This window comes from Streptomyces sp. NPDC047971 (assembly GCF_040653355.1).
Lineage (GTDB): Bacteria > Actinomycetota > Actinomycetes > Streptomycetales > Streptomycetaceae > Streptomyces.
In genome coordinates this window covers 78,093-97,705 of sequence record NZ_JBEZNW010000022.1, presented here as the reverse complement: position 1 = coordinate 97,705, position 19,613 = coordinate 78,093, and the positions used below count along the sequence as shown (strand labels likewise).

Annotated in this window: 19 protein-coding genes; 18 read left to right on the top strand and 1 reads right to left on the bottom strand. The window is 69.9% G+C overall.

All coding sequences use genetic code 11. The annotated features are described in order from the left end of the window. Positions 1 to 133: 133 nt before the first annotated feature. From arc to prcA, 6 genes are all read left to right on the top strand, one after another. Positions 134 to 1,900: a proteasome ATPase gene (arc, locus tag AB0D99_RS21505; RefSeq protein WP_362364286.1), complete on the top strand. Its 1,767-nt coding sequence runs from the start codon at positions 134 to 136 to the stop codon at positions 1,898 to 1,900. A gap of 167 nt (positions 1,901 to 2,067) precedes the next feature. After that, positions 2,068 to 3,579, top strand: coding sequence for a depupylase/deamidase Dop (gene dop, locus AB0D99_RS21500; protein WP_362364284.1), 1,512 nt, complete (start codon positions 2,068 to 2,070; stop codon positions 3,577 to 3,579). Between the two features lie 136 nt (positions 3,580 to 3,715). Further along, positions 3,716 to 3,928 (top strand): ubiquitin-like protein Pup, encoded by a 213-nt coding sequence (locus AB0D99_RS21495; RefSeq protein WP_260230259.1) that lies wholly within the window; start codon positions 3,716 to 3,718, stop codon positions 3,926 to 3,928. 141 nt (positions 3,929 to 4,069) lie between these two features. Continuing rightward, the gene (locus tag AB0D99_RS21490) at positions 4,070 to 4,252 is read left to right on the top strand and encodes a hypothetical protein (RefSeq protein WP_362364280.1); all 183 of its coding nucleotides are present in this window, start codon (positions 4,070 to 4,072) and stop codon (positions 4,250 to 4,252) included. Beyond that, on the top strand, positions 4,204 to 5,043 hold the full coding sequence (gene prcB / locus AB0D99_RS21485; protein ID WP_362364277.1) for a proteasome subunit beta: 840 nt from the start codon (positions 4,204 to 4,206) through the stop codon (positions 5,041 to 5,043). Before AB0D99_RS21490 ends, prcB begins: the two co-directional genes overlap by 49 nt. Before the next feature lie 44 nt (positions 5,044 to 5,087). Continuing rightward, positions 5,088 to 5,858, top strand: a complete 771-nt coding sequence (gene prcA / locus AB0D99_RS21480; RefSeq protein WP_362364274.1) for a proteasome subunit alpha — start codon at positions 5,088 to 5,090, stop codon at positions 5,856 to 5,858. Positions 5,859 to 5,918: 60 nt separating this feature from the next. Here prcA and AB0D99_RS21475 read toward each other — a convergent pair whose 3' ends face one another. Then, entirely contained in the window at positions 5,919 to 6,935 is a 1,017-nt protein-coding gene (locus AB0D99_RS21475) for a LacI family DNA-binding transcriptional regulator (protein WP_362364271.1), read from the bottom strand. Between the two features lie 126 nt (positions 6,936 to 7,061). Here AB0D99_RS21475 and AB0D99_RS21470 point away from each other — a divergent pair, with 126 nt between their 5' ends. From AB0D99_RS21470 to AB0D99_RS21415, 12 genes are all read left to right on the top strand, one after another. Further along, entirely contained in the window at positions 7,062 to 8,384 is a 1,323-nt protein-coding gene (locus AB0D99_RS21470) for an MFS transporter (RefSeq protein ID WP_362364268.1), read from the top strand. Between the two features lie 9 nt (positions 8,385 to 8,393). After that, a complete protein-coding gene (pafA, locus tag AB0D99_RS21465) occupies positions 8,394 to 9,755 on the top strand; it encodes a Pup--protein ligase (protein ID WP_137990376.1) in 1,362 nt (453 codons plus the stop codon). A gap of 118 nt (positions 9,756 to 9,873) precedes the next feature. Continuing rightward, the gene (locus AB0D99_RS21460; protein WP_362364265.1) at positions 9,874 to 10,812 is read left to right on the top strand and encodes an FKBP-type peptidyl-prolyl cis-trans isomerase; all 939 of its coding nucleotides are present in this window, start codon (positions 9,874 to 9,876) and stop codon (positions 10,810 to 10,812) included. Positions 10,813 to 10,874: 62 nt separating this feature from the next. Further along, a complete protein-coding gene (locus tag AB0D99_RS21455; protein ID WP_362364262.1) occupies positions 10,875 to 11,246 on the top strand; it encodes an FKBP-type peptidyl-prolyl cis-trans isomerase in 372 nt (123 codons plus the stop codon). 139 nt (positions 11,247 to 11,385) lie between these two features. Then, complete coding sequence (locus AB0D99_RS21450; RefSeq protein WP_362364259.1) at positions 11,386 to 12,366, top strand: WYL domain-containing protein; 981 nt, start codon at positions 11,386 to 11,388, stop codon at positions 12,364 to 12,366. Between the two features lie 17 nt (positions 12,367 to 12,383). Then, positions 12,384 to 13,340 (top strand): WYL domain-containing protein, encoded by a 957-nt coding sequence (locus tag AB0D99_RS21445; RefSeq protein WP_362364256.1) that lies wholly within the window; start codon positions 12,384 to 12,386, stop codon positions 13,338 to 13,340. A gap of 106 nt (positions 13,341 to 13,446) precedes the next feature. Further along, positions 13,447 to 13,710: a hypothetical protein gene (locus AB0D99_RS21440; protein WP_362364253.1), complete on the top strand. Its 264-nt coding sequence runs from the start codon at positions 13,447 to 13,449 to the stop codon at positions 13,708 to 13,710. Positions 13,711 to 13,757: 47 nt separating this feature from the next. Further along, positions 13,758 to 13,955, top strand: a complete 198-nt coding sequence (locus AB0D99_RS21435; protein WP_362364250.1) for a hypothetical protein — start codon at positions 13,758 to 13,760, stop codon at positions 13,953 to 13,955. A gap of 185 nt (positions 13,956 to 14,140) precedes the next feature. Continuing rightward, positions 14,141 to 14,425 (top strand): Sec-independent protein translocase subunit TatA, encoded by a 285-nt coding sequence (gene tatA / locus AB0D99_RS21430; RefSeq protein WP_137990383.1) that lies wholly within the window; start codon positions 14,141 to 14,143, stop codon positions 14,423 to 14,425. 105 nt (positions 14,426 to 14,530) lie between these two features. Continuing rightward, on the top strand, positions 14,531 to 15,433 hold the full coding sequence (tatC, locus tag AB0D99_RS21425) for a twin-arginine translocase subunit TatC (protein ID WP_362364343.1): 903 nt from the start codon (positions 14,531 to 14,533) through the stop codon (positions 15,431 to 15,433). A 44-nt stretch (positions 15,434 to 15,477) separates the two neighbouring features. Then, entirely contained in the window at positions 15,478 to 16,368 is an 891-nt protein-coding gene (locus tag AB0D99_RS21420) for a diacylglycerol kinase (protein ID WP_362364246.1), read from the top strand. Between the two features lie 192 nt (positions 16,369 to 16,560). Continuing rightward, on the top strand, positions 16,561 to 19,386 hold the full coding sequence (locus AB0D99_RS21415; protein WP_362364243.1) for a DEAD/DEAH box helicase: 2,826 nt from the start codon (positions 16,561 to 16,563) through the stop codon (positions 19,384 to 19,386). Positions 19,387 to 19,613 lie beyond the last annotated feature (227 nt).

Here is a 19,613-nt window from a genome sequence, read left to right as displayed (position 1 = left end):
CACTGGCGTGAGGGGAAGCGCAAGGGTGAAGATCGGACACGCCCCGACAGTCTTTGTGATCTAGGGGTTTCAATCACCACCCACGCAGGTAGGGTCAGGAAGCGTCCAGCTCCCCTTGGAGGAGGTGAGGACCGTGGCAGCCCACGACGACGACATCAACCGCGGCATCCGGCCGGGGCGGGGGTCTGAAGACCCCGCCGGCCAGGTTGCCTATCTCGAGCAGGAAATCGCCGTCCTGCGCCGCAAGCTCGCCGACTCTCCGCGTCATACGAGGATTCTCGAAGAGCGGATCGTCGAGCTGCAGACAAACCTGGCCGGCGTGTCCGCGCAGAACGAGCGGCTCGCCAACACACTCCGCGAGGCCCGCGACCAGATCGTGGCCCTCAAGGAGGAGGTCGACCGGCTCGCACAGCCACCGGCGGGGTTCGGTGTCTTCCTGCAGGCCAACGAGGACGGCACCTGCGACATCTTCACCGGAGGCCGGAAGCTCCGGGTGAACGTCAGCCCCAGCGTCGAGCTCGACGAGCTACGGCGCGGCCAGGAAGTCATGCTCAACGAGGCGCTCAACGTGGTCGAGGCCATGGAATTCGAGCGCGCCGGGGACATCGTCACCCTCAAGGAGATCCTCGAGGACGGCGAGCGGGCCCTGGTGATCGGGCACACGGACGAGGAACGGGTGGTCAGGCTCGCCGAGCCGCTGCTGGACATCACCATCCGCCCCGGCGACGCCCTCCTGCTCGAACCCAGGTCCGGCTACGTCTACGAAGTGGTCCCCAAGAGCGAGGTCGAGGAGCTCGTCCTCGAAGAGGTCCCCGACGTCGACTACAACAAGATCGGCGGCCTCGGCGGCCAGATCGAGATGATCAGGGACGCGGTCGAGCTTCCGTACCTCTACCCGGACCTGTTCAAGGAGCACGAACTGCGGCCCCCGAAGGGCATCCTGCTCTACGGTCCGCCCGGCTGCGGCAAGACGCTGATCGCCAAGGCCGTCGCCAACTCCCTTGCGAAGAAGGTCGCGGAGGTCACCGGCCAGCCCGCCGGCAAGTCCTACTTCCTCAACATCAAGGGTCCGGAACTCCTCAACAAGTACGTCGGCGAGACCGAGCGGCACATCCGCCTCGTCTTCCAGCGTGCCCGTGAGAAGGCGAGCGAGGGCACCCCCGTCATCGTCTTCTTCGACGAGATGGAGTCCCTCTTCCGCACCCGCGGATCCGGAGTCAGCTCGGACGTCGAGAACACGATCGTCCCGCAGCTGCTCGCCGAGATCGACGGTGTGGAGGGCCTGGAGAACGTCATCGTCATCGGCGCCTCCAACCGCGAGGACATGATCGACCCCGCGATCCTGCGGCCCGGCCGGCTCGACGTCAAGATCAAGATCGAGCGCCCGGACGCGGAGGCCGCGAAGGACATCTTCGCGAAGTACCTCACGCCTTCGCTGCCGCTGCACTCCGACGACCTCTCCGAGCACCAGGGCTCCAAGGAGGCCGCCGCCCACGGAATGATCCAGTCCGTGGTCGAGCAGATGTACGCGGAATCCGAGGAGAACCGCTTCCTCGAGGTCACCTACGCCAATGGCGACAAGGAAGTCCTCTACTTCAAGGACTTCAACTCCGGAGCGATGATCCAGAACATCGTGGACCGGGCCAAGAAGATGGCCATCAAGGCCTTCCTCGACCACAACCAGAAGGGCATCCGCGTCTCCCACCTCCTCCAGGCATGCGTGGACGAGTTCAAGGAGAACGAGGACCTGCCCAACACCACCAACCCCGACGACTGGGCCCGAATCTCCGGAAAGAAGGGCGAGCGGATCGTCTTCATCCGCACCCTCGTCACCGGAAAGCAGGGCGCGGACACCGGGCGCTCCATCGACACGGTGGCAAACACCGGTCAGTACCTGTAGGTCGCACACCGGCTGCGGATGTCCGGAACCTCGGACATCCGCAGCCGTCGTATTCCACCCCAGCAAAACAGTGAATCGATCTCCCCACCGGCGCGGAGTCGCTCTAGGCTCGTCGGTACTTGTTGCGCCGCACCCGAAGGGGAGCGCCGCCGGGCAAGGAGGGCCGCATGACCGTACGGCGAGTAATGGGCATCGAGACGGAGTACGGGATCTCCGTTCCGGGCCACCCGAACGCCAATGCCATGCTCACCTCGTCCCAGATCGTCAACGCCTACGCGGCGGCGATGCACCGGGCGCGCCGCGCCCGCTGGGATTTCGAGGAGGAGAACCCGCTGCGGGACGCCCGCGGCTTCGACCTCGCCCGCGAGGCCGCCGACTCCAGCCAGCTCACCGACGAGGACATCGGCCTGGCCAACGTGATCCTCACCAACGGAGCCCGGCTCTACGTCGACCACGCCCACCCGGAGTACAGCGCCCCCGAGGTCACCAACCCCCGTGACGCCGTCCTCTGGGACAAGGCCGGCGAGCGGATCATGGCAGAGGCCGCCGAACGGGCCGCCCAGCTCCCCGGCGCCCAGCCCATCCACCTCTACAAGAACAACACCGACAACAAGGGCGCCTCCTACGGCACGCACGAGAACTACCTGATGAAGCGGGAGACCCCCTTCTCGGACATCGTGCGCCATCTGACGCCCTTCTTCGTCTCCCGCCAGGTCGTCACCGGCGCGGGCCGCGTCGGCATCGGCCAGGACGGCCGCGAGCACGGCTTCCAGATCAGCCAGCGCGCCGACTACTTCGAGGTCGAGGTGGGGCTGGAGACCACCCTCAAGCGGCCCATCATCAACACCCGCGACGAGCCGCACGCGGACGCCGAGAAGTACCGCCGGCTCCACGTGATCATCGGCGACGCGAACCTGTCGGAGATCTCCACCTACCTCAAGCTGGGCACCACGGCCCTGGTCCTGTCGATGATCGAGGACTCCTTCATCAACGTGGACCTCGCCGTCGACCAGCCCGTACGCACGCTCCACCAGGTCTCCCACGACCCGACCCTCCAGCACCTGATCACGCTGCGCAGCGGCCGGACACTCACCGCCGTCCAGCTCCAGATGGAGTACTTCGAGCTGGCCAGGAAGTACGTGGACGAGCGGTTCGGCGCCGACGCCGACGAGCAGACCAAGGACGTCCTGGTCCGCTGGGAGGACACCCTCAACCGGCTCGAACACGATCCGATGAGCCTGGCCGGCGAGCTGGACTGGATCGCCAAGCGGGAGCTGATGGAGGGCTACCGGCGCCGCGACGACCTGGACTGGGACGCGGCCCGGCTGCACCTCGTGGACCTGCAGTACGCCGACGTGCGCCCCGAGAAGGGCCTGTACAACCGTCTGGTGGCCCGTGGGCGCATGAAGCGGCTCCTGGACGAGACCGAGGTCGAGAGGGCCGAGACGAAGCCTCCGGAGGACACCAGGGCCTATTTCCGGGGCCGCTGCCTCGAGCAGTACGCGGACGACGTGGCGGCGGCGTCCTGGGACTCGGTGATCTTCGACCTTCCGGGGCGCGACTCGCTGCAGCGGGTGCCGACCCTGGAGCCCCTGCGGGGGACCAGGAACCACGTGAAGGAACTGCTGGACCGGTGCAGGACGGCGGAGGAACTGGTCCGCGTCCTGTCGGGCGGCTGAAATGCCCGGGCACTGGGAATCATGGGACTAGTGCCCGGACGTTGTACCAAACTGCGGGGCCGAAGTCAGACCTGGCTTGTAGGGTCTGATCTTGAGAGACCCAACCGAGCGGGCCGATTCGAGCGGGGTGAGGGATATGGCGACCAAGGACACCGGCGGCGGACAGCAGAAGGCGACGCGCTCCACGGAGGAGGTCGAGGAGACGACCGCGGAGGCGAGCTCCGACCTCCAGGAGCGCCAGGAGAAGCTGAGCGACGACGTGGACTCCGTCCTGGACGAGATCGACGACGTGCTTGAGGAGAACGCCGAGGACTTCGTGCGGTCCTTCGTGCAAAAGGGCGGCGAGTAGCGCCATCTGACCTTCGAATCGAAGGTGGGGGCGGGTGACTGTGGAGGTCATCGGACGGTGTGGGCCACTGGGCCCACACCGTCCGGTCACTGGCGCCGCACCGGACGCCGGCAGTGACCGGCCGCTGTCCTCGAAGACGATGTGGATCACCGTCACGAGCCGGGTAGGGTCCGTGACATACCGTGCTTCAACTGCAATGCGGCCGAGGCCGACGGCCCGCCGGGGGGCGACCCCGGCGGCCGGCGCCGGGCCATCTCATCCTTGGAGGGACACGCGTGGAAGCCAACACTCGTAGCACCGGGCGTCTACCAGCTGCCTTCCTGACGCCGGGCTCGTCCTCGTTCATGGACTTCCTGTCCGACCACTCGCCGGAGCTGCTGCCGGGCAACCGGAAGCTGCCCGAGGGGATCGTCGAGGCGCCGCACGGCACCACGATCGTGGCCGTGACCTTCCCCGGAGGCGTGGTGCTCGCCGGTGACCGGCGGGCGACCATGGGCAACATGATCGCGCAGCGCGACATCGAGAAGGTGTTCCCGGCCGACGAGTACTCCGCCGTGGGCATCGCCGGCACCGCCGGTCTCGCCGTGGAGATGGTCAAGCTGTTCCAGCTGGAGCTGGAGCACTTCGAGAAGGTGGAGGGGGCGACCCTCTCCCTCGAGGGCAAGGCGAACCGCCTGTCCACCATGATCCGCGGCAATCTGGGGATGGCCATGCAGGGCCTCGCCGTCGTGCCGCTCTTCGCCGGCTGGGACGAGGGCAAGGAGAGGGGCCGGATCTTCTCCTACGACGTGACCGGCGGCCGCTCCGAGGAGCACGGCTTCGCCGCCACCGGGTCCGGGTCGATCTTCGCCCGCGGCTCCATGAAGAAGCTCTTCCGCCCCGACCTGACGGAGGAGCAGGCCACCACGCTGGTCGTGCAGGCGCTGTACGACGCCGCCGACGACGACTCGGCGACCGGCGGCCCGGACCTGTACCGCCACATCTACCCCATCGTCACCGTCATCACGGACGAGGGCTTCCGCAGGCTCAGCGAGGAGGAGTCCCAGGCGCTCGCCCGCTCGGTCACCGATCGGCGGCTCGAGCAGCCCGACGGTCCGCGCGCGGCTCTGCTCTGATCACTCGTCGTCAGTTGAACCCAGAAGAAAGGGACGGGTAGCCGGTGTCGACTCCGTTCTACGTCTCACCCCAGCAGGCCATGGCCGACCGGGCGGAGTACGCCCGCAAGGGCATCGCCCGAGGCCGCAGTCTGGTCGTCCTTCAGTACACCGACGGCATCGTGTTCGTCGGCGAGAACCCGTCCCGCGCGCTGCACAAGTTCAGCGAGATCTACGACCGGATCGGGTTCGCCGCGGCCGGCAAGTACAACGAGTACGAGAACCTCCGGATCGGCGGCGTCCGCTACGCCGACCTGCGGGGTTACACCTACGACCGGGACGATGTGACGGCCCGGGGCCTGGCGAACGTGTACGCCCAGACACTGGGCACGATCTTCTCGAGCGCCGGGGAGAAGCCCTACGAGGTGGAGCTGGTCGTCGCCGAGGTCGGGGTCGAGCCCGAGGGCGACCAGATCTACCGGCTGCCGCACGACGGCTCGATCGTGGACGAGCACGGTTCGGTCGCCGTCGGCGGCAACGCGGAGCAGATCAGCAGCTTCCTCGATCAGCGTCACCGGGACGGCATGTCGCTCGCCGAGGCGCTGAAACTGGCCGTGCAGGCGCTGTCGCGGGACACCAACGGCAGTGAGCGGGAGATCCCCGCGGAGCGGCTGGAGGTCGCGGTCCTGGACCGGACACGCCCGCAGCAGCGCAAGTTCAAGCGGATCCTCGGCCGTCAGCTGGTCCGTCTCCTGGAGGCGGACAACGCGGCGATCGCGAAGACGGACGACCCGTCGGACGACATTCTGGACGACCTGGACGACATGGGGGACTGAGTCCCTCCTCGCCCGTTCCTCGGCCCCGGTCCGCTTCGGCGGGCCGGGGCCGCGTCGTGTTCAGGCCGGAGCCGGGCCGGAGGAGCCCCGGGGCATCAGGGTGACCGGGAGGTCGCCGGCTTCGGGTGTCCCGCCCGCCAGGACGGCGAGCAGGGCGGCCATGCCGCGCTCGCCGACCCGTTCGGCGGGCAGGCGGACGGTCGTGAGCTCCGGCTCGACGGCGGTGGCCAGGGCGAGGTCGTCGAAACCGGTGACGGAGACGTCCTCGGGAACGCGCAGGCCGAGCCGGCGGACCGCCTTGCAGGCGCCGGCGGCGAGGATGTCGTCGTCGCAGACGAGGGCGGTGGGCCGGGGGCCGGGGCCCGTGAGAGCCCGTTCCGCGGCGGCGCGGGCGCCGTCGACGTCGAGGGGCGCGCGCACGGTGCGTACCGAGACGTCGCGCAGCGCGTCGGCGAGGACGGCCGCCCGCACGTCGAAGGTCCAGGACGGCACGGCCGAGGCGAGGTGGACGAAGCTGCGGTGCCCGAGGGCCAGCAGATGTCCGGTGACCTGGCGCATCCCGTCCGCGATGTCGAGGTTGACGTGGGCGGCGGCGCCGGTGTCGGAGGGGTCGCTGTCGAGCATGACCAGCGGCAGATCGGTGCCGTGGAAGGCCGTGAGGGCGTCGGCGGCCATCGAGGAGGCGATCACCCCGTCGAGCGCGGCACGGGCGGAGGCGAACGGGTCCTTCGCCGGCCCGACGCCGTCGGGGGAGGGGTACAGGACGACGCCGAAGCCGTACCGGGCGGCGACGGTGGCCGCGCCGGTGTAGACGCGGGCGAAGAACTCGTTGGTCAGCGCGGGGACGACGAGGAGCGCCGTCCTGGTGTGCCCGAGGCGCAGGTTGCGGGCGGCGAGATTCGGCCGGTAGCCGAGGCCGCCGGCGGCCTCCCTCACGGCCTGCGCGGTGCGTTCGGAGACGCGGCCGCGCCATTTGTCGCCGAGGACGAGAGAGACGGTCGCCTGGGACACTCCGGCGGCCCTGGCGACGTCCCGGCTGGTGGGGCGCGCTGGGCTGGGGGGTTCCGGGGTCTGCACGCGTTGCCTCCGCGAGGGGTGGTTGCCGCCCGTGGGGTGGACCCGCGGGATGCCGCCATGGTACGTATGACCCAGGAAGTTATACGTAAAACCTCAGGGCGGGGCGCTGGGGGAGAGGAGACGGACATGGCCGGCGCGGCCAAGGAGAGCAGCGGCTATCTCGACATCCTCAGGGCACCGCACGCCCTACGGCTGCTCGTCGGCACCCTCGTCGGCCGGCTCCCGAACGGCACAGGACCCATCGCCATCGTGCTCTTCACCCGTGCGGAGGGCGGCAGCTACAGCCTCGCCGGCGGGCTCACGGCCGCGTACGGCGTCGCCACCGCCGTGGGACAGCCCCTGCTCGGGCGAGCCGTCGATCTGAAGGGCCAGCCGAGGGTCCAGCTGCCCGCCGCGATCATCTCGGCCCTCGGCATGATCGTCCTGGCGGTGGCCGGTATCGGCCCCCTCGCGCTGGCCTACGCGGCCGTCGTCGTCGCGGGGCTCTTCACGCCGCCCCTCGAAGGCGGACTGCGCGCCCTGTGGCCCGGCGTGCTGGGCCGCGAGGACCGGGTCCACCGTGCCTACGCGATGGACGCCGTCGCCCAGGAGGTCATGTTCACCGTCGGACCCCTGCTGCTGACGCTGCTGGTCGCACTCTGGTCGCCCGCCGCGGCGCTCCTCGTCATCAACGTCCTCGGCATCCTCGGCGCGCTCTCCGTCGTCCTGTCCGAGCCCTCGCGCGCGTGGCGCTCGGAACCCCGTGAGGCCCACTGGCTCGGCGCCCTGCGCTCGCCCGGCCTGCTCGCCCTCCTCGGCTCCTTCTTCTTCGTCGGGCTCGCCCTCGGCTCCATCACCGTCGCCGGCCTCGCCTACGCCGACGACCAGGGCAACGAAGCGGCCTACGGCTGGATCATGGCCGCCCTCGGGCTCGGCGCGCTGATCGGAGGCGTCCTCTACGGCGCCCGGCGCTGGGCGGGCGCCCCCGAGCGGCGACTGCGGGTCATCATCGGACTGCTCGCCCTCGGCTACCTGCCGCTCATGCTGACCCCCGGTGTCGTGCCGATGACGGCCCTGGCGGCGCTCTCCGGCGTCTTCCTCGCCCCCGCCCTCGCCTGCGGCTTCATCGTCGTCGACCGGCACGCGCCCAGCGGCACGGTCACGGAGGCCTTCTCCTGGCTCGTCACCACCTTCGGCGTGGGGGCGGCGCTCGGCTCGGCCGTCGCGGGACCCGCCGTCGAACTCGCCGGAACCACCGCGGGCTTCGGCGTCGCCGGTGCCGGCGGCTTCGTGGCCCTCCTCGTCCTCCTGGCCACCGGACGGGTCCTCGCCGCGCCCGGCCGCAGCGTGCGACACGCCGTCAGCGGGGGCGCCGGAAGCAGCGGACACGCCGATAAGAACGAGCACTCATCGGAAAATGATCGAAACGGGGCCGTCCAACCCGGTTTCAGCTCAGGCCATCAGGCGTAATGTTCAGACATGGACCGCCGCATTTTCGGGCTGGAGAACGAGTACGGCGTCACGTGCACGTTCAGGGGACAGCGCCGACTGTCTCCTGACGAAGTGGCGCGCTACCTCTTCCGCCGTGTCGTGTCATGGGGCCGCAGCAGCAATGTCTTCCTGCGGAACGGCGCCCGCCTGTACCTCGACGTGGGTTCGCATCCGGAATACGCAACACCCGAATGCGACAACGTGACCGAACTGGTCACGCACGACAAGGCGGGCGAGCGCATTCTCGAGGGCCTGCTCGTCGACGCCGAACGCCGCCTGCACGAGGAGGGAATCGCCGGCGACGTCTATCTCTTCAAGAACAACACCGACTCTGCGGGAAACTCCTACGGCTGCCACGAGAACTATCTCGTCGCCCGCCACGGAGAGTTCTCCCGGCTCGCGGACATCCTCATTCCCTTCCTCGTCACCCGACAGCTCATCTGTGGCGCCGGAAAGGTGCTCCAGACCCCGCGAGGCGCGGTCTACTGCGTCTCCCAGCGGGCCGAGCACATCTGGGAGGGCGTCAGCTCCGCGACGACCCGTTCCCGACCCATCATCAACACCCGTGACGAGCCGCACGCCGACGCCGAGCGCTACCGCCGACTGCACGTCATCGTCGGCGACTCGAACATGTCCGAGACGACCATGCTGCTCAAGGTCGGCGCGACCGACCTGGTGCTCCGCATGATCGAGGCGGGCACCGTGATGCGCGACCTGACCCTGGAGAACCCGATCCGGGCCATCCGCGAGGTCAGCCACGACATCACCGGCCAGCGCAAGGTCCGCCTCGCCAGCGGCCGCGAGGCCTCCGCCCTGGAGGTCCAGCGCGAGTACTACGAGAAGGCCGCCGACTTCGTCGACCGCCGGGGCATCCGCACCGGCACCGTGGCCCAGGTCCTGGAACTGTGGGGCCGCACGCTGGACGCCATCGAGGCCGAGGACCTGGACCGCATCGGCACCGAGATCGACTGGGTCATGAAGTACAAGCTCATCGAGCGGTACCGGGCGAAGAACAACATGACCATGTCGCACCCCCGGGTCGCGCAGATAGACCTCGCGTACCACGACATCCACCGCCGCCGAGGGCTCTACTACCTCCTGGAGAGGAAGGGCCAGGCGGCCCGGATCTGCAACGACCTGAAGATCTTCGAGGGCAAGTCGGTGCCCCCGCAGACCACCAGGGCGCGGCTGCGCGGCGACTTCATCCGCCGTGCGCAGGAGCAGCGACGGGACTTCACCGTCGACTGGGTCCACCTCAAGCTCAACGATCAGGCGCAGCGCACCGTGCTGTGCAAGGACCCCTTCCGGTCGGTCGACGACCGGGTGGAAAAGCTGATCGCCGGAATGTAGGACATCGGCGTACGAAGTGCCAGGGCCCCGTGCGTTTCGCGTGCGGGGCCCTTGGCCTGTCCAGAGGGTCCCCTAGAGTGTCGGACAACTACTGTGCCGTCTGAGATCTGAGGAACACGTGCGCCGACTTGCCGGCCTACTGGTCGTCCCGCTGCTGCTGCTCTCGACAGCGGCCTGCGGCAGCGATGACAAGGGCTCCGATAACGCCTCGATGAAGAACGGACTGCCCGCCATCACCGCGGGTGAGAAGTTCGGGGAGAAGCCCACCCTGGCGAAGGGTGAGGGCGATCCGCCGAAGGAGCTCAAGGTCAATGTCATCAGCGAGGGTGACGGCGCCGTCACGAAGAAGGGCGACGCGCTCCAGGTGAACTACCTGGGTCAGGCCTGGGACTCCACCACGCCGTTCGACAACAGCTTCGACCGGGGCCAGCCGTTCGAGCTGACCCTGGGCGCCGGCCAGGTCATCAAGGGCTGGGACCAGGGCCTGGAGGGCCAGAAGGTCGGCAGCCGCGTCGAGATCGGCATCCCGCCGGAGCTCGGTTACGGGGCCGCGGGCCAGGGCGACATCAAGCCCAACGCCACCCTCGTCTTCGTCGTGGACATCCTGAAGGCCACCACGGTCCCCAAGTCCGCCGAGGGCACCGAGGTCGCCCAGGACAACAAGGACCTGCCGAAGGTCGGTACGAACACCGACGGCAAGGCGCCCTCGCTGACCGTCCCGAAGGTCGACCCGCCGACCAAGCTCGTCTCCAACTACGTGCTGGAGTCCAAGGGCGAGGTCGTCAAGGCCACCGACACGGTCGTCGTGAACTACGTCGCGGCGCTGTGGAAGGACGGCAAGGTCTTCGACTCGACGTACGCGACGGGCAAGACCGCGAACTTCCCGCTCGACCAGCTGACCCTCAAGGGGCTGAAGAACGGCATCGTCGGCAAGAAGGTCGGCAGTCGCGTCCTGATCGTCGCCCCGCCGTCCGAGGCGTTCGGGGACCAGGAGCAGCAGGGAATCCCGAAGGGCTCCACGCTGGTGTTCGCGCTCGACATCCTGGCCAAGATGTAAGACTGTCCCGTTCGCGCGGATCATCGTCTGCGCGGTTCATCAGTTTGAGGGAGCACACTGCAGTGAGCATCGAGAAGCCCGAGGTCGACTTCCCGGGCGGCGAGCCGCCGGCCGACCTGGAGATCAAGGACATCTGGGAGGGTGACGGCCCGGAGGCCAAGGCGGGCGCCACGGTCTCCGTCCACTACGTGGGCGTCTCCTTCTCCACCGGCGAGGAGTTCGATTCCTCGTGGAACCGCGGCACCCCGCTGCAGTTCCAGCTCGGTGTCGGCCAGGTCATCGCCGGCTGGGACCAGGGCGTGCAGGGCATGAAGGTCGGCGGCCGCCGCCAGCTGATCATCCCCGCGCACCTCGCCTACGGCGACCGCGGCGCCGGCGGCAAGATCGCCCCGGGCGAGACGCTGATCTTCGTCTGCGACCTGGTCGCCGTCTGATCGGTCACGTCCCGACCCGAAACGGTCACACGAGGGTCCCCGCCGTACGGCGGGGACCCTCGGCTTTTGTCACGACACCCCGGGGCGGTACGGTCGGACGTCCGAGAAGTCAATCCGGCAGAAGAGGTGCAGGGCGTCGATGGCGATTGCCAAGGCCGAGCGGCTGATGAATCTGGCCCTCTGTCTGCTCGGGACACGCCGGCCGCTCTCCAAGCGTGAGCTGCGGGACTCGATCGAGGCCTATGTCGAGGCCGTCAGGCCGGGCACCGGCGCCGCCGGCGGCGACGACGCCTTCAATCGGATGTTCGAGCGCGACAAGGACGATCTGCGCGAGCTCGGCCTGGTCATCGAGACCGTCGAGAACATCGAGGGCGAGATCGGCTACCTGGCCCGCCGCGACTCCAACCGCCTCCCGCCGATCACGCTCGACGCCGAGGAGGCCGCCGCACTCGGCCTGGCCGCCAAGGTGTGGCAGCAGGCCCGCCTGGCCGGAGCCGCCAGCGGCGCCCTCCAGAAGCTCCGCGCCGCCGGGATGCCCGAGGCCGAGGACTCGTACGACGCCCAGCACAGCGCTCTCGAACCCCGCATCCCCGTCCACGAGACGGCCTTCGAGCCGCTGATGCTGGCCTGCCGCGACCGTCGCCCGGTCGTCTTCGACTACCGCAAGGCGACGGCGGCCCGCCCCGAGACCCGCCAGGTCGAGCCGTGGACCCTGGAGTGCTGGCGCGGCCACTGGTACCTGGCCGGCTGGGACCGCGACCGCGGCGCCGAGCGCGTCTTCCGCCTCTCCCGTATCACCGGCAGGGTCCGCTCACGGGCCGGCGCGTTCACCGCGCCGGTGCCGGACGTCGTCACCGTCCGCGAGACCGTCGAGAGCTGGGCCGGCGAGATCGCGACGCGCTCCGCCCGCATCCGGCTGCGCACCGGCTGCGGCTACCCGCTGCGGGCGCGCGCCCAGGCCGTACGCGAGGGCACGGACGGCTGGGACGAGCTGGAGATTCCGTACGGGCACGGCCTGGACGCCTGGCTGGTCGAGTTCGGCCCCGACGTCGTCGTGCTCGAACCCGCGGACCTGCGGGCCGATGTGGTGGACCGGCTGCGTGCCGTGGCCAAGGGCTGAAGGGGGAGACGTACAGCATGGCTGCGAACGCGATCGACCAGACGAGGCGGATGCTCTCCCTCGTCACCTATCTCCGGGAACGGCCCGGCGCGCATGTCGCCGACGTCGCCCGCGCCTTCGGGATCACCGAGGACGAGCTGATCTCCGACCTCGACGTGCTCCCCATGTGCGGCACGAGCTTCCGCGGCGGCGATCTCCTGGACATCGACACCGACGGCGACCGGATCTGGTGGCACAACCCGGACGATGTCGCCGAGCCGCTGCGGCTCGCGGCCGACGAGGCGACGGCCCTGCTGGTCGCGGCGCGCGCCGTGGCCACCCTGCCCGGTCTGCGGGAGGGCGACCGCGAGGCGCTGCTGCGTGCCACCGCCAAGCTGGAGACGGCGGCGGGCGAGGCGGCCGGGGCCAGCTCCCGGCTCTCGGTCACCTTCGAGTCCGAGGGCGGTGTCTTCGCCGAGGTGGACCGGGCGATCTCGGAGCGGCGCCGGCTCTGGGTGCGCTACTACTCGCCGGCCCGCGACGAGCTGACCGAGCGCGAAGTGGATCCGATCAGGCTCTTCGCCGTCGGCCACACGTACATGGAGGCGTGGTGCCGGCTCTCCGAGGCGCGCCGCACCTTCCGGCTCGACCGGGTCGCCGAGATCCGGATCCTCGACGAGCAGTCCGCTCCGCCCGAGATCGAGCTGCGGGACCTGTCGGAGGGGCTGGTCCAGCCGTCCGCCGAGGACCCGGAGGTCGTCGTCGAGGTGGGCCCCGGTGGGCGCTGGGTCGCCGAGTACTACCCGCACGACCGGGCCGACGAGCTGCCCGACGGGGGGCTGCGCATCACCCTGCGGACGCCCGCCCCGGCCTCGCTGCGGCGCCTCGCGCTGCGGCTCGGCAGCGACGGACGGATCGTCTCGCCCCAGGACCTCGCGGACAGCGCCCGGGAGGCGGCCACGGCCGCCCTCGCCGCCTACGACGGCCGGGACTGACCCCCTGCGGGACGGCGGCGGCTCAAGGGGAGCGTGACATTCCTCGCCGAGGCGGCGCTGTTGCCTGTGGAGCCGATGGATGCGTGAGAGCGCGGGAACGAGAGGGATGAGGGAAATGTCCGTGATGCACGGAATGGCGGCGTCGATCGCACCGGTCTTCTTCAAAGCGGCCTGCCCCGACTGCCGCGCCCGCTTCGAGCTCTCCGCGAGCGCGCTGCGCCTCGCCATCGGCGCCAGCCGCCGCACCACCTTCTACTCCTTCACCTGCCCGGAGTGCGGCAGCTCCGTCCGCAAGCCCGCCGGCGAGCGGATCGTCGAACTCCTCACCGGCGGCGGCGTGCGCACCCTGCGCCTGCACTCCACCGTCTGACGCCCCGTCCGGCGCTCCCGCCACCACGCAGCGTCTAGGCTCGGCACATGTTCTGGCCCATGCTCGCCATCGCACTCGGATTCCTCGGCATCGCCGTCCTCGGCGTCCTCGGCATCAAGGTCTTCGTCGAGGCCCAGCGGCTCGGCCGTCAGGTGGCCGAGACCACCGAGCGCATCAACCGCGCCGCCGAGGACCTCGAAAACGCCGCGGGACAGCTGGCCCGCACCGGCGAGGCACTGCGCTGAGCCCGTGCCGTAGGCTTCCCGGGACGGCCCGGACGGGGATGCGCGGGCCGCAATCGCGAGTATGCACAGGCATTGCCCTGCGTTTACTCCTGCGGGTTACGATCGCAGACAGCGCGGTGGCCGGACGCACGTCCGACCCGCCGGGCACGCACACCATGTCGCCTCGGTGAAGAAGGTAAACAGCTATGGGTAGGCTCGGCCCCACCGAGATCATTCTCATCCTCGTCGTCATCATCCTGCTGTTCGGCGCCAAGAAGCTCCCCGACATGGCCCGTTCGCTGGGCAAGTCCGCTCGCATCCTCAAGAGCGAGGCCAAGGCGATGAAGTCGGACGACCAGCAGAGCGCCCCCGCGGACCCGCCGACCCCCGGCACCCCGGACCAGGCCGCCCCGCGCACCATCCAGGCCGCGCCCGGCGACGTGACCAGCTCGCGTCCCGTCACCGAGCCCTCGGACACCACCAAGCGCTGACCCGGTCCGCCGCGGCCGCCGCACCGAGCGGCGGTCTGCCGCACGAGATGAGGACGTGGGTTGCTCAAGTCTGCCCGCAAGCAGGAGAAGGACCCCGAGGGCCGGATGCCCCTCGTGGAGCACCTGCGTGAACTCCGCAACCGCATGGCGAAGGGCCTGCTGGCCATCGCCGCGGTCACCGTCGTGGCCCTCGTGTACAGCGAGGAGCTCATGCAGTTCCTGACGAAGTCCGTACCCAAGTGCGGACCGAACGTCACGAGCGACGGCGGAAACTGTGCGATCGTCTCCTTCAACACGCTGATCGCACCGTTCAGCACGACGATCCAGGTCAGCCTCGTCACGGGCCTCGTCGTCGCCAGCCCGATCTGGCTCTACCAGCTCTGGGCCTTCATCGCTCCCGGCCTGCACAAGAGCGAGAAGAAGTACACCTACGCCTTCGTCGGCGCCGCGGTGCCGCTGTTCACCGCCGGCGCCTACCTCGCGTACCTCATCCTCCCCATCAGCGTGAAGGTCCTCATCAGCCTCACGCCCGGCGGATCGGCGAACATCCTCTCCCTCGGTGACGTCCTCGACTTCACCCTGCGCATGGTGCTCGTCTTCGGCCTCGCCTTCGAGCTCCCGCTCGTCCTCGTGATGCTCAACCTCACCGGAGTCCTCACCGGTCGCCGCATGGCCGGCTGGTGGCGCGGCGTGATCATGGGCGTCTTCGTCTTCGGCGCCGTCATCACCCCCACCACCGACCCCGTCGGCATGATCGCCCTGGCCGGACCGATCACGGTCCTGTACTTCGGCGCCGTCGGCTTCTCGATCCTCAACGACCGACGCCGGGCCCGCAACAACCCCGACGCCGAACTCGACGACGACGAGGCATCCAGCCTCGACCTCACCCCGGAGCGCGTCGCGGCCGTCGAGCCCGTCGGCGCCCCCCGCGCCCTGCCCGAGCAGGCCGGCGGCGAAGCCGACGGCGGCAGGTCTCCCCGCCCGGCCCATTACGACGACATCACCTGACCTGTAGGGTCCACCCCCCAGACTCCGTCCCGGGGGGCACACCCATGACCAGCGAGATCACCCTTCTCGTCAATCCCACCGCGGGACGCGGCCGGGGCGCGGACGCCGCGCCACCGGCCGCAGCCGCGCTCAGGGACGCCGGATTCTCCGTCCGCACCGTCCTCGGCACCGACGCCGCCGACGCCCTGAAGCGCGCCCGGGACGCCGTCGCCGACGGAACCGGCGCCCTCGTCGCCGTCGGCGGCGACGGCATGGTCTCGCTCGCCCTCCAGGCCCTCGCCGGCACCCCGACCCCGCTCGGCGTGGTCGCCGTCGGCACCGGAAACGACTTCGCCCGCAGCCTCGGCCTGCCCGTACGGGAACCCGCAGCCGCCGGCCGGCTCACCGCCGGGCTGCTCAAGGGCACCGGCGGACGCGACATCGACCTCGGCAGGGTCGGCGACCGCTGGTTCGGCACCGTCCTCGCGTCCGGTTTCGACTCCCGCGTCAACGACCGCGGCAACCGCATGAGACTGCCGGCCGGCCGCTTCAAGTACGACCTCGCCATCGTCGCGGAGCTCGCCTCGTTCCGGCCCGTGCCCTACCGCCTCACCTTCGACGACGGCACCGAGCACCGGATCGACGCCACCCTCGTCGCCGTCGGCAACGGCACCTCGTACGGCGGCGGCATGCGGATCTGCGCCGAGGCCCGCATCGACGACGGCCTCCTCGACGTCACCGTCGTCGGAGACTGCTCCCGCACGACCCTGATCAAGGTCTTCCCCCAGGTCTACCGCGGCACCCACCTCGACCACCCCAAGGTCACCGTCCACCGCGTCCGCACCATCACCCTGGACGCCCCGGACATCACCGCCTACGCGGACGGCGAGCCCCTCGGACCGCTGCCGCTGACCGCCGAATGCGTCCCCGGAGCACTGCGCGTCCTCGCTCCCTGAGCCGCGCACCGGGGGGCCGCGCGACCGGCGGGACCACCGTGGCACGCCCCGGGAACGGCCCGCGGATCCGATCCGCCACACGTCCCGAGGGCGACACCGCGGAGGGGACCGGCCGCCCGCCGGGGGCGTGGAATCCGCCCGTCATTAAAGATCGCGTCAGTGTCAGAGCTGACGGGTAGGCTCGACAACAAGATGACAGAGGACCTCACACCAGCCGAAGCGTACGCAGCTGCCCGGGCCCGCAACGCCGAGCAGGCCACGGCGCTGGCCCCCTTCCGCGAGATGTACGAGTTCGGTCTGGACCCCTTCCAGATCGAGGCATGCCAAGCCCTCGAAGCGGGCAAAGGCGTGCTCGTCGCCGCTCCCACCGGCTCGGGCAAGACCATCGTCGGCGAATTCGCCGTCCACCTCGCCCTCCTCCAAGGGCGCAAGTGCTTCTACACGACCCCCATCAAGGCGCTGTCGAACCAGAAGTACGCCGACCTCGTCAAGCGGTACGGGCCCGGCCAGGTCGGCCTGCTCACCGGCGACAACAGTGTCAACGGCGACGCCCCCATCATCGTCATGACCACCGAGGTCCTCCGCAACATGCTCTACGCGGGATCCCAGGCCCTCAGCGGCCTCGGCTACGTGGTCATGGACGAGGTCCACTACCTCTCGGACCGCTTCCGAGGCGCCGTGTGGGAGGAAGTGATCATCCACCTCCCCGAATCGGTGACCCTGGTCTCACTCTCCGCGACCGTGTCCAACGCCGAGGAGTTCGGCGACTGGCTCGACACCGTCCGCGGCGACACCGAGGTCATCGTCTCGGAGAGCCGCCCCGTTCCCCTCTGGCAGCACGTGCTGGCAGGCCGTCGGATGTACGACCTCTTCGAGGAGGAGACCGACCACGGAGGCCGCGGCGCGTCCCGCCGCGAGGTCAACCCCGACCTGCTGCGCCTGGCCCGCACCGAGAACTCCCGCACGTACAACCCGCGCGAGCGCCGCCGCGGCAAGATGATCCGCGAGGCCGACCGCGAGCGCGAGCGCCGCCAGCGCTCCCGCATCTGGACGCCCGGACGCCCCGAGGTGATCGAACGGCTCGACGCCGAAGGGCTCCTGCCCGCCATCACCTTCATCTTCAGCCGCGCCGGCTGCGAGGCCGCCGTCCAGCAGTGCCTCTACGCGGGCCTCCGGCTCAACAACGACGAAGCCCGCCAGCGCGTCCGCGAGATCGTCGAGGCGCGCACCGCCGCCATCCCGTCCGAAGACCTCCACGTCCTCGGATACTACGAATGGCTGGAGGGCCTGGAGCGCGGCATCGCCGCCCACCACGCCGGAATGCTCCCCACCTTCAAGGAAGTCGTCGAGGAGCTGTTCGTACGCGGCCTGGTCAAGGCCGTCTTCGCCACGGAGACCCTCGCACTGGGCATCAACATGCCCGCCCGCTCGGTGGTCCTGGAAAAGCTCGTCAAGTGGAACGGCGAGCAGCACGCCGACATCACGCCCGGCGAGTACACCCAGCTCACCGGACGCGCCGGGCGCCGCGGCATCGACGTCGAGGGCCACGCCGTGGTCCTCTGGCAGCGCGGGCTCGACCCGGGCCACCTCGCCGGTCTCGCCGGCACGCGCACCTACCCGCTGCGCTCCAGCTTCAAGCCGTCCTACAACATGGCCGTCAACCTGGTCGACCAGTTCGGGCGCCACCGCTCCCGCGAACTGCTCGAGACCTCCTTCGCGCAGTTCCAGGCAGACCGCTCCGTCGTCGGCATCTCCCGCCAGGTCCAGAAGAACGAAGAGGGCCTCGAAGGCTACCGGGAGGGCATGACCTGCCACCTCGGCGACTTCGAGGAGTACGCACGGCTGCGCCGCGACCTCAAGGACCGCGAGACCGAACTGGCCAAGCAGGGCGCCGCACAGCGCCGCGCCCAGGCCGCCGCCTCCCTGGAGAAGCTCAAGCCCGGCGACATCATCCACGTCCCCACGGGCAAGTTCGCCGGTCTCGCCCTCGTCCTCGACCCCGGCATCCCCGGACGCACCAACGGCCACCGCGGCTTCGAGCACATCGACGGGCCCCGCCCGCTCGTCCTCACCGCCGAGCGGCAGGTCAAGCGGCTCGCCTCGATCGACTTCCCGATCCCGGTCGAGGCCATGGAGCGCATGAGGATCCCCAAGTCCTTCAACCCGCGCTCCCCGCAGTCCCGCCGGGACCTCGCCTCCGCCCTGCGCACCAAGGCCGGCCACCTCAACCCCGAGCGGCACCGCAGAGACCGCTCCGCCGCGGCCGACGACCGCGAGATCCACCGGCTGCGCACCGAACTGCGCGCCCACCCCTGCCACGGCTGCGACGAGCGCGAGGACCACGCCCGCTGGGCCGAGCGCTACCACCGGCTCCAGCGGGACACCCGCCAGCTGGAACGGCGCATCGAGGGCCGCACCAACACCATCGCCCGCACCTTCGACCGGATCGTCGCGCTCCTCACCGAACTCGACTACCTCCGCGGCGACGACGTCACCGACAACGGCAAGCGGCTCGCCCGGCTCTACGGCGAACTCGACCTGCTCGCCAGCGAATGCCTGCGCGACGGTGTCTGGGAAGGACTGACCCCGCCCGAACTGGCCGCCTGCGTCTCCGCGTTGGTGTACGAAGCACGGCAGTCCGACGACGCCGTGCCCCCGAAGGTCCCCGCGGGGAACGCGAAGGCCGCGCTCGGCGAGATGGTGCGGATCTGGGGACGGCTCGACGCCCTGGAGGAAGAGTTCAAGATCAACCAGGCGGAAGGGGTCGGACAGCGCGAACCCGACCTCGGCTTCGCCTGGGCCGCCTACCAGTGGGCCTCCGACAAGGGGCTCGACGAGGTGCTCCGCGAGGCCGAGATGCCCGCCGGCGACTTCGTCCGCTGGTGCAAGCAGGTCATCGACGTCCTCGGACAGATCGCGGCCGCGGCACCCAAGGAGAACAGCACCGTCGCCAAGAACGCGCGCAAGGCGGTTGATTCGCTGCTGAGGGGCGTCGTCGCCTACAGCTCCGTGGGCTGACGCCCACGTCCGACGTCATCGCCTGGGGCCCGCGGCCGATGCCGCGGGCCCCAGGCGTACGCGGGGTTCCTTCTTCGTCTCGCAGGGCTCCTCTCTCCCTCTCGGCACCCGCGGGCTTCCCCGGAGATTCCGCGGATGCTCCCACCCCCCATGCCGCGGACGCTCCCTCCCCCATGCCGCGGGTTTCGTCCGACAGCGGCCGGGTTGTCCACAGGGGCACACGGAGG

What these genes read in the sequence shown, in the direction of transcription:
- pafA (WP_137990376.1), top strand. Translation starts at nt 8,394, where the DNA reads ATGGACCGCCGCATTTTCGGGCTGGAGAACGAGTACGGCGTCACGTGC.
- AB0D99_RS21470 (WP_362364268.1), top strand. Translation starts at nt 7,062, where the DNA reads ATGGCCGGCGCGGCCAAGGAGAGCAGCGGCTATCTCGACATCCTCAGG.
- AB0D99_RS21420 (WP_362364246.1), top strand. Translation starts at nt 15,478, where the DNA reads ATGACCAGCGAGATCACCCTTCTCGTCAATCCCACCGCGGGACGCGGC.
- dop (WP_362364284.1), top strand. Translation starts at nt 2,068, where the DNA reads ATGACCGTACGGCGAGTAATGGGCATCGAGACGGAGTACGGGATCTCC.
- AB0D99_RS21435 (WP_362364250.1), top strand. Translation starts at nt 13,758, where the DNA reads ATGTTCTGGCCCATGCTCGCCATCGCACTCGGATTCCTCGGCATCGCC.
- AB0D99_RS21445 (WP_362364256.1), top strand. Translation starts at nt 12,384, where the DNA reads ATGGCTGCGAACGCGATCGACCAGACGAGGCGGATGCTCTCCCTCGTC.
- AB0D99_RS21450 (WP_362364259.1), top strand. Translation starts at nt 11,386, where the DNA reads ATGGCGATTGCCAAGGCCGAGCGGCTGATGAATCTGGCCCTCTGTCTG.
- tatC (WP_362364343.1), top strand. Translation starts at nt 14,531, where the DNA reads ATGCCCCTCGTGGAGCACCTGCGTGAACTCCGCAACCGCATGGCGAAG.
- AB0D99_RS21495 (WP_260230259.1), top strand. Translation starts at nt 3,716, where the DNA reads ATGGCGACCAAGGACACCGGCGGCGGACAGCAGAAGGCGACGCGCTCC.
- AB0D99_RS21440 (WP_362364253.1), top strand. Translation starts at nt 13,447, where the DNA reads ATGAGGGAAATGTCCGTGATGCACGGAATGGCGGCGTCGATCGCACCG.
- AB0D99_RS21415 (WP_362364243.1), top strand. Translation starts at nt 16,561, where the DNA reads ATGACAGAGGACCTCACACCAGCCGAAGCGTACGCAGCTGCCCGGGCC.
- tatA (WP_137990383.1), top strand. Translation starts at nt 14,141, where the DNA reads ATGGGTAGGCTCGGCCCCACCGAGATCATTCTCATCCTCGTCGTCATC.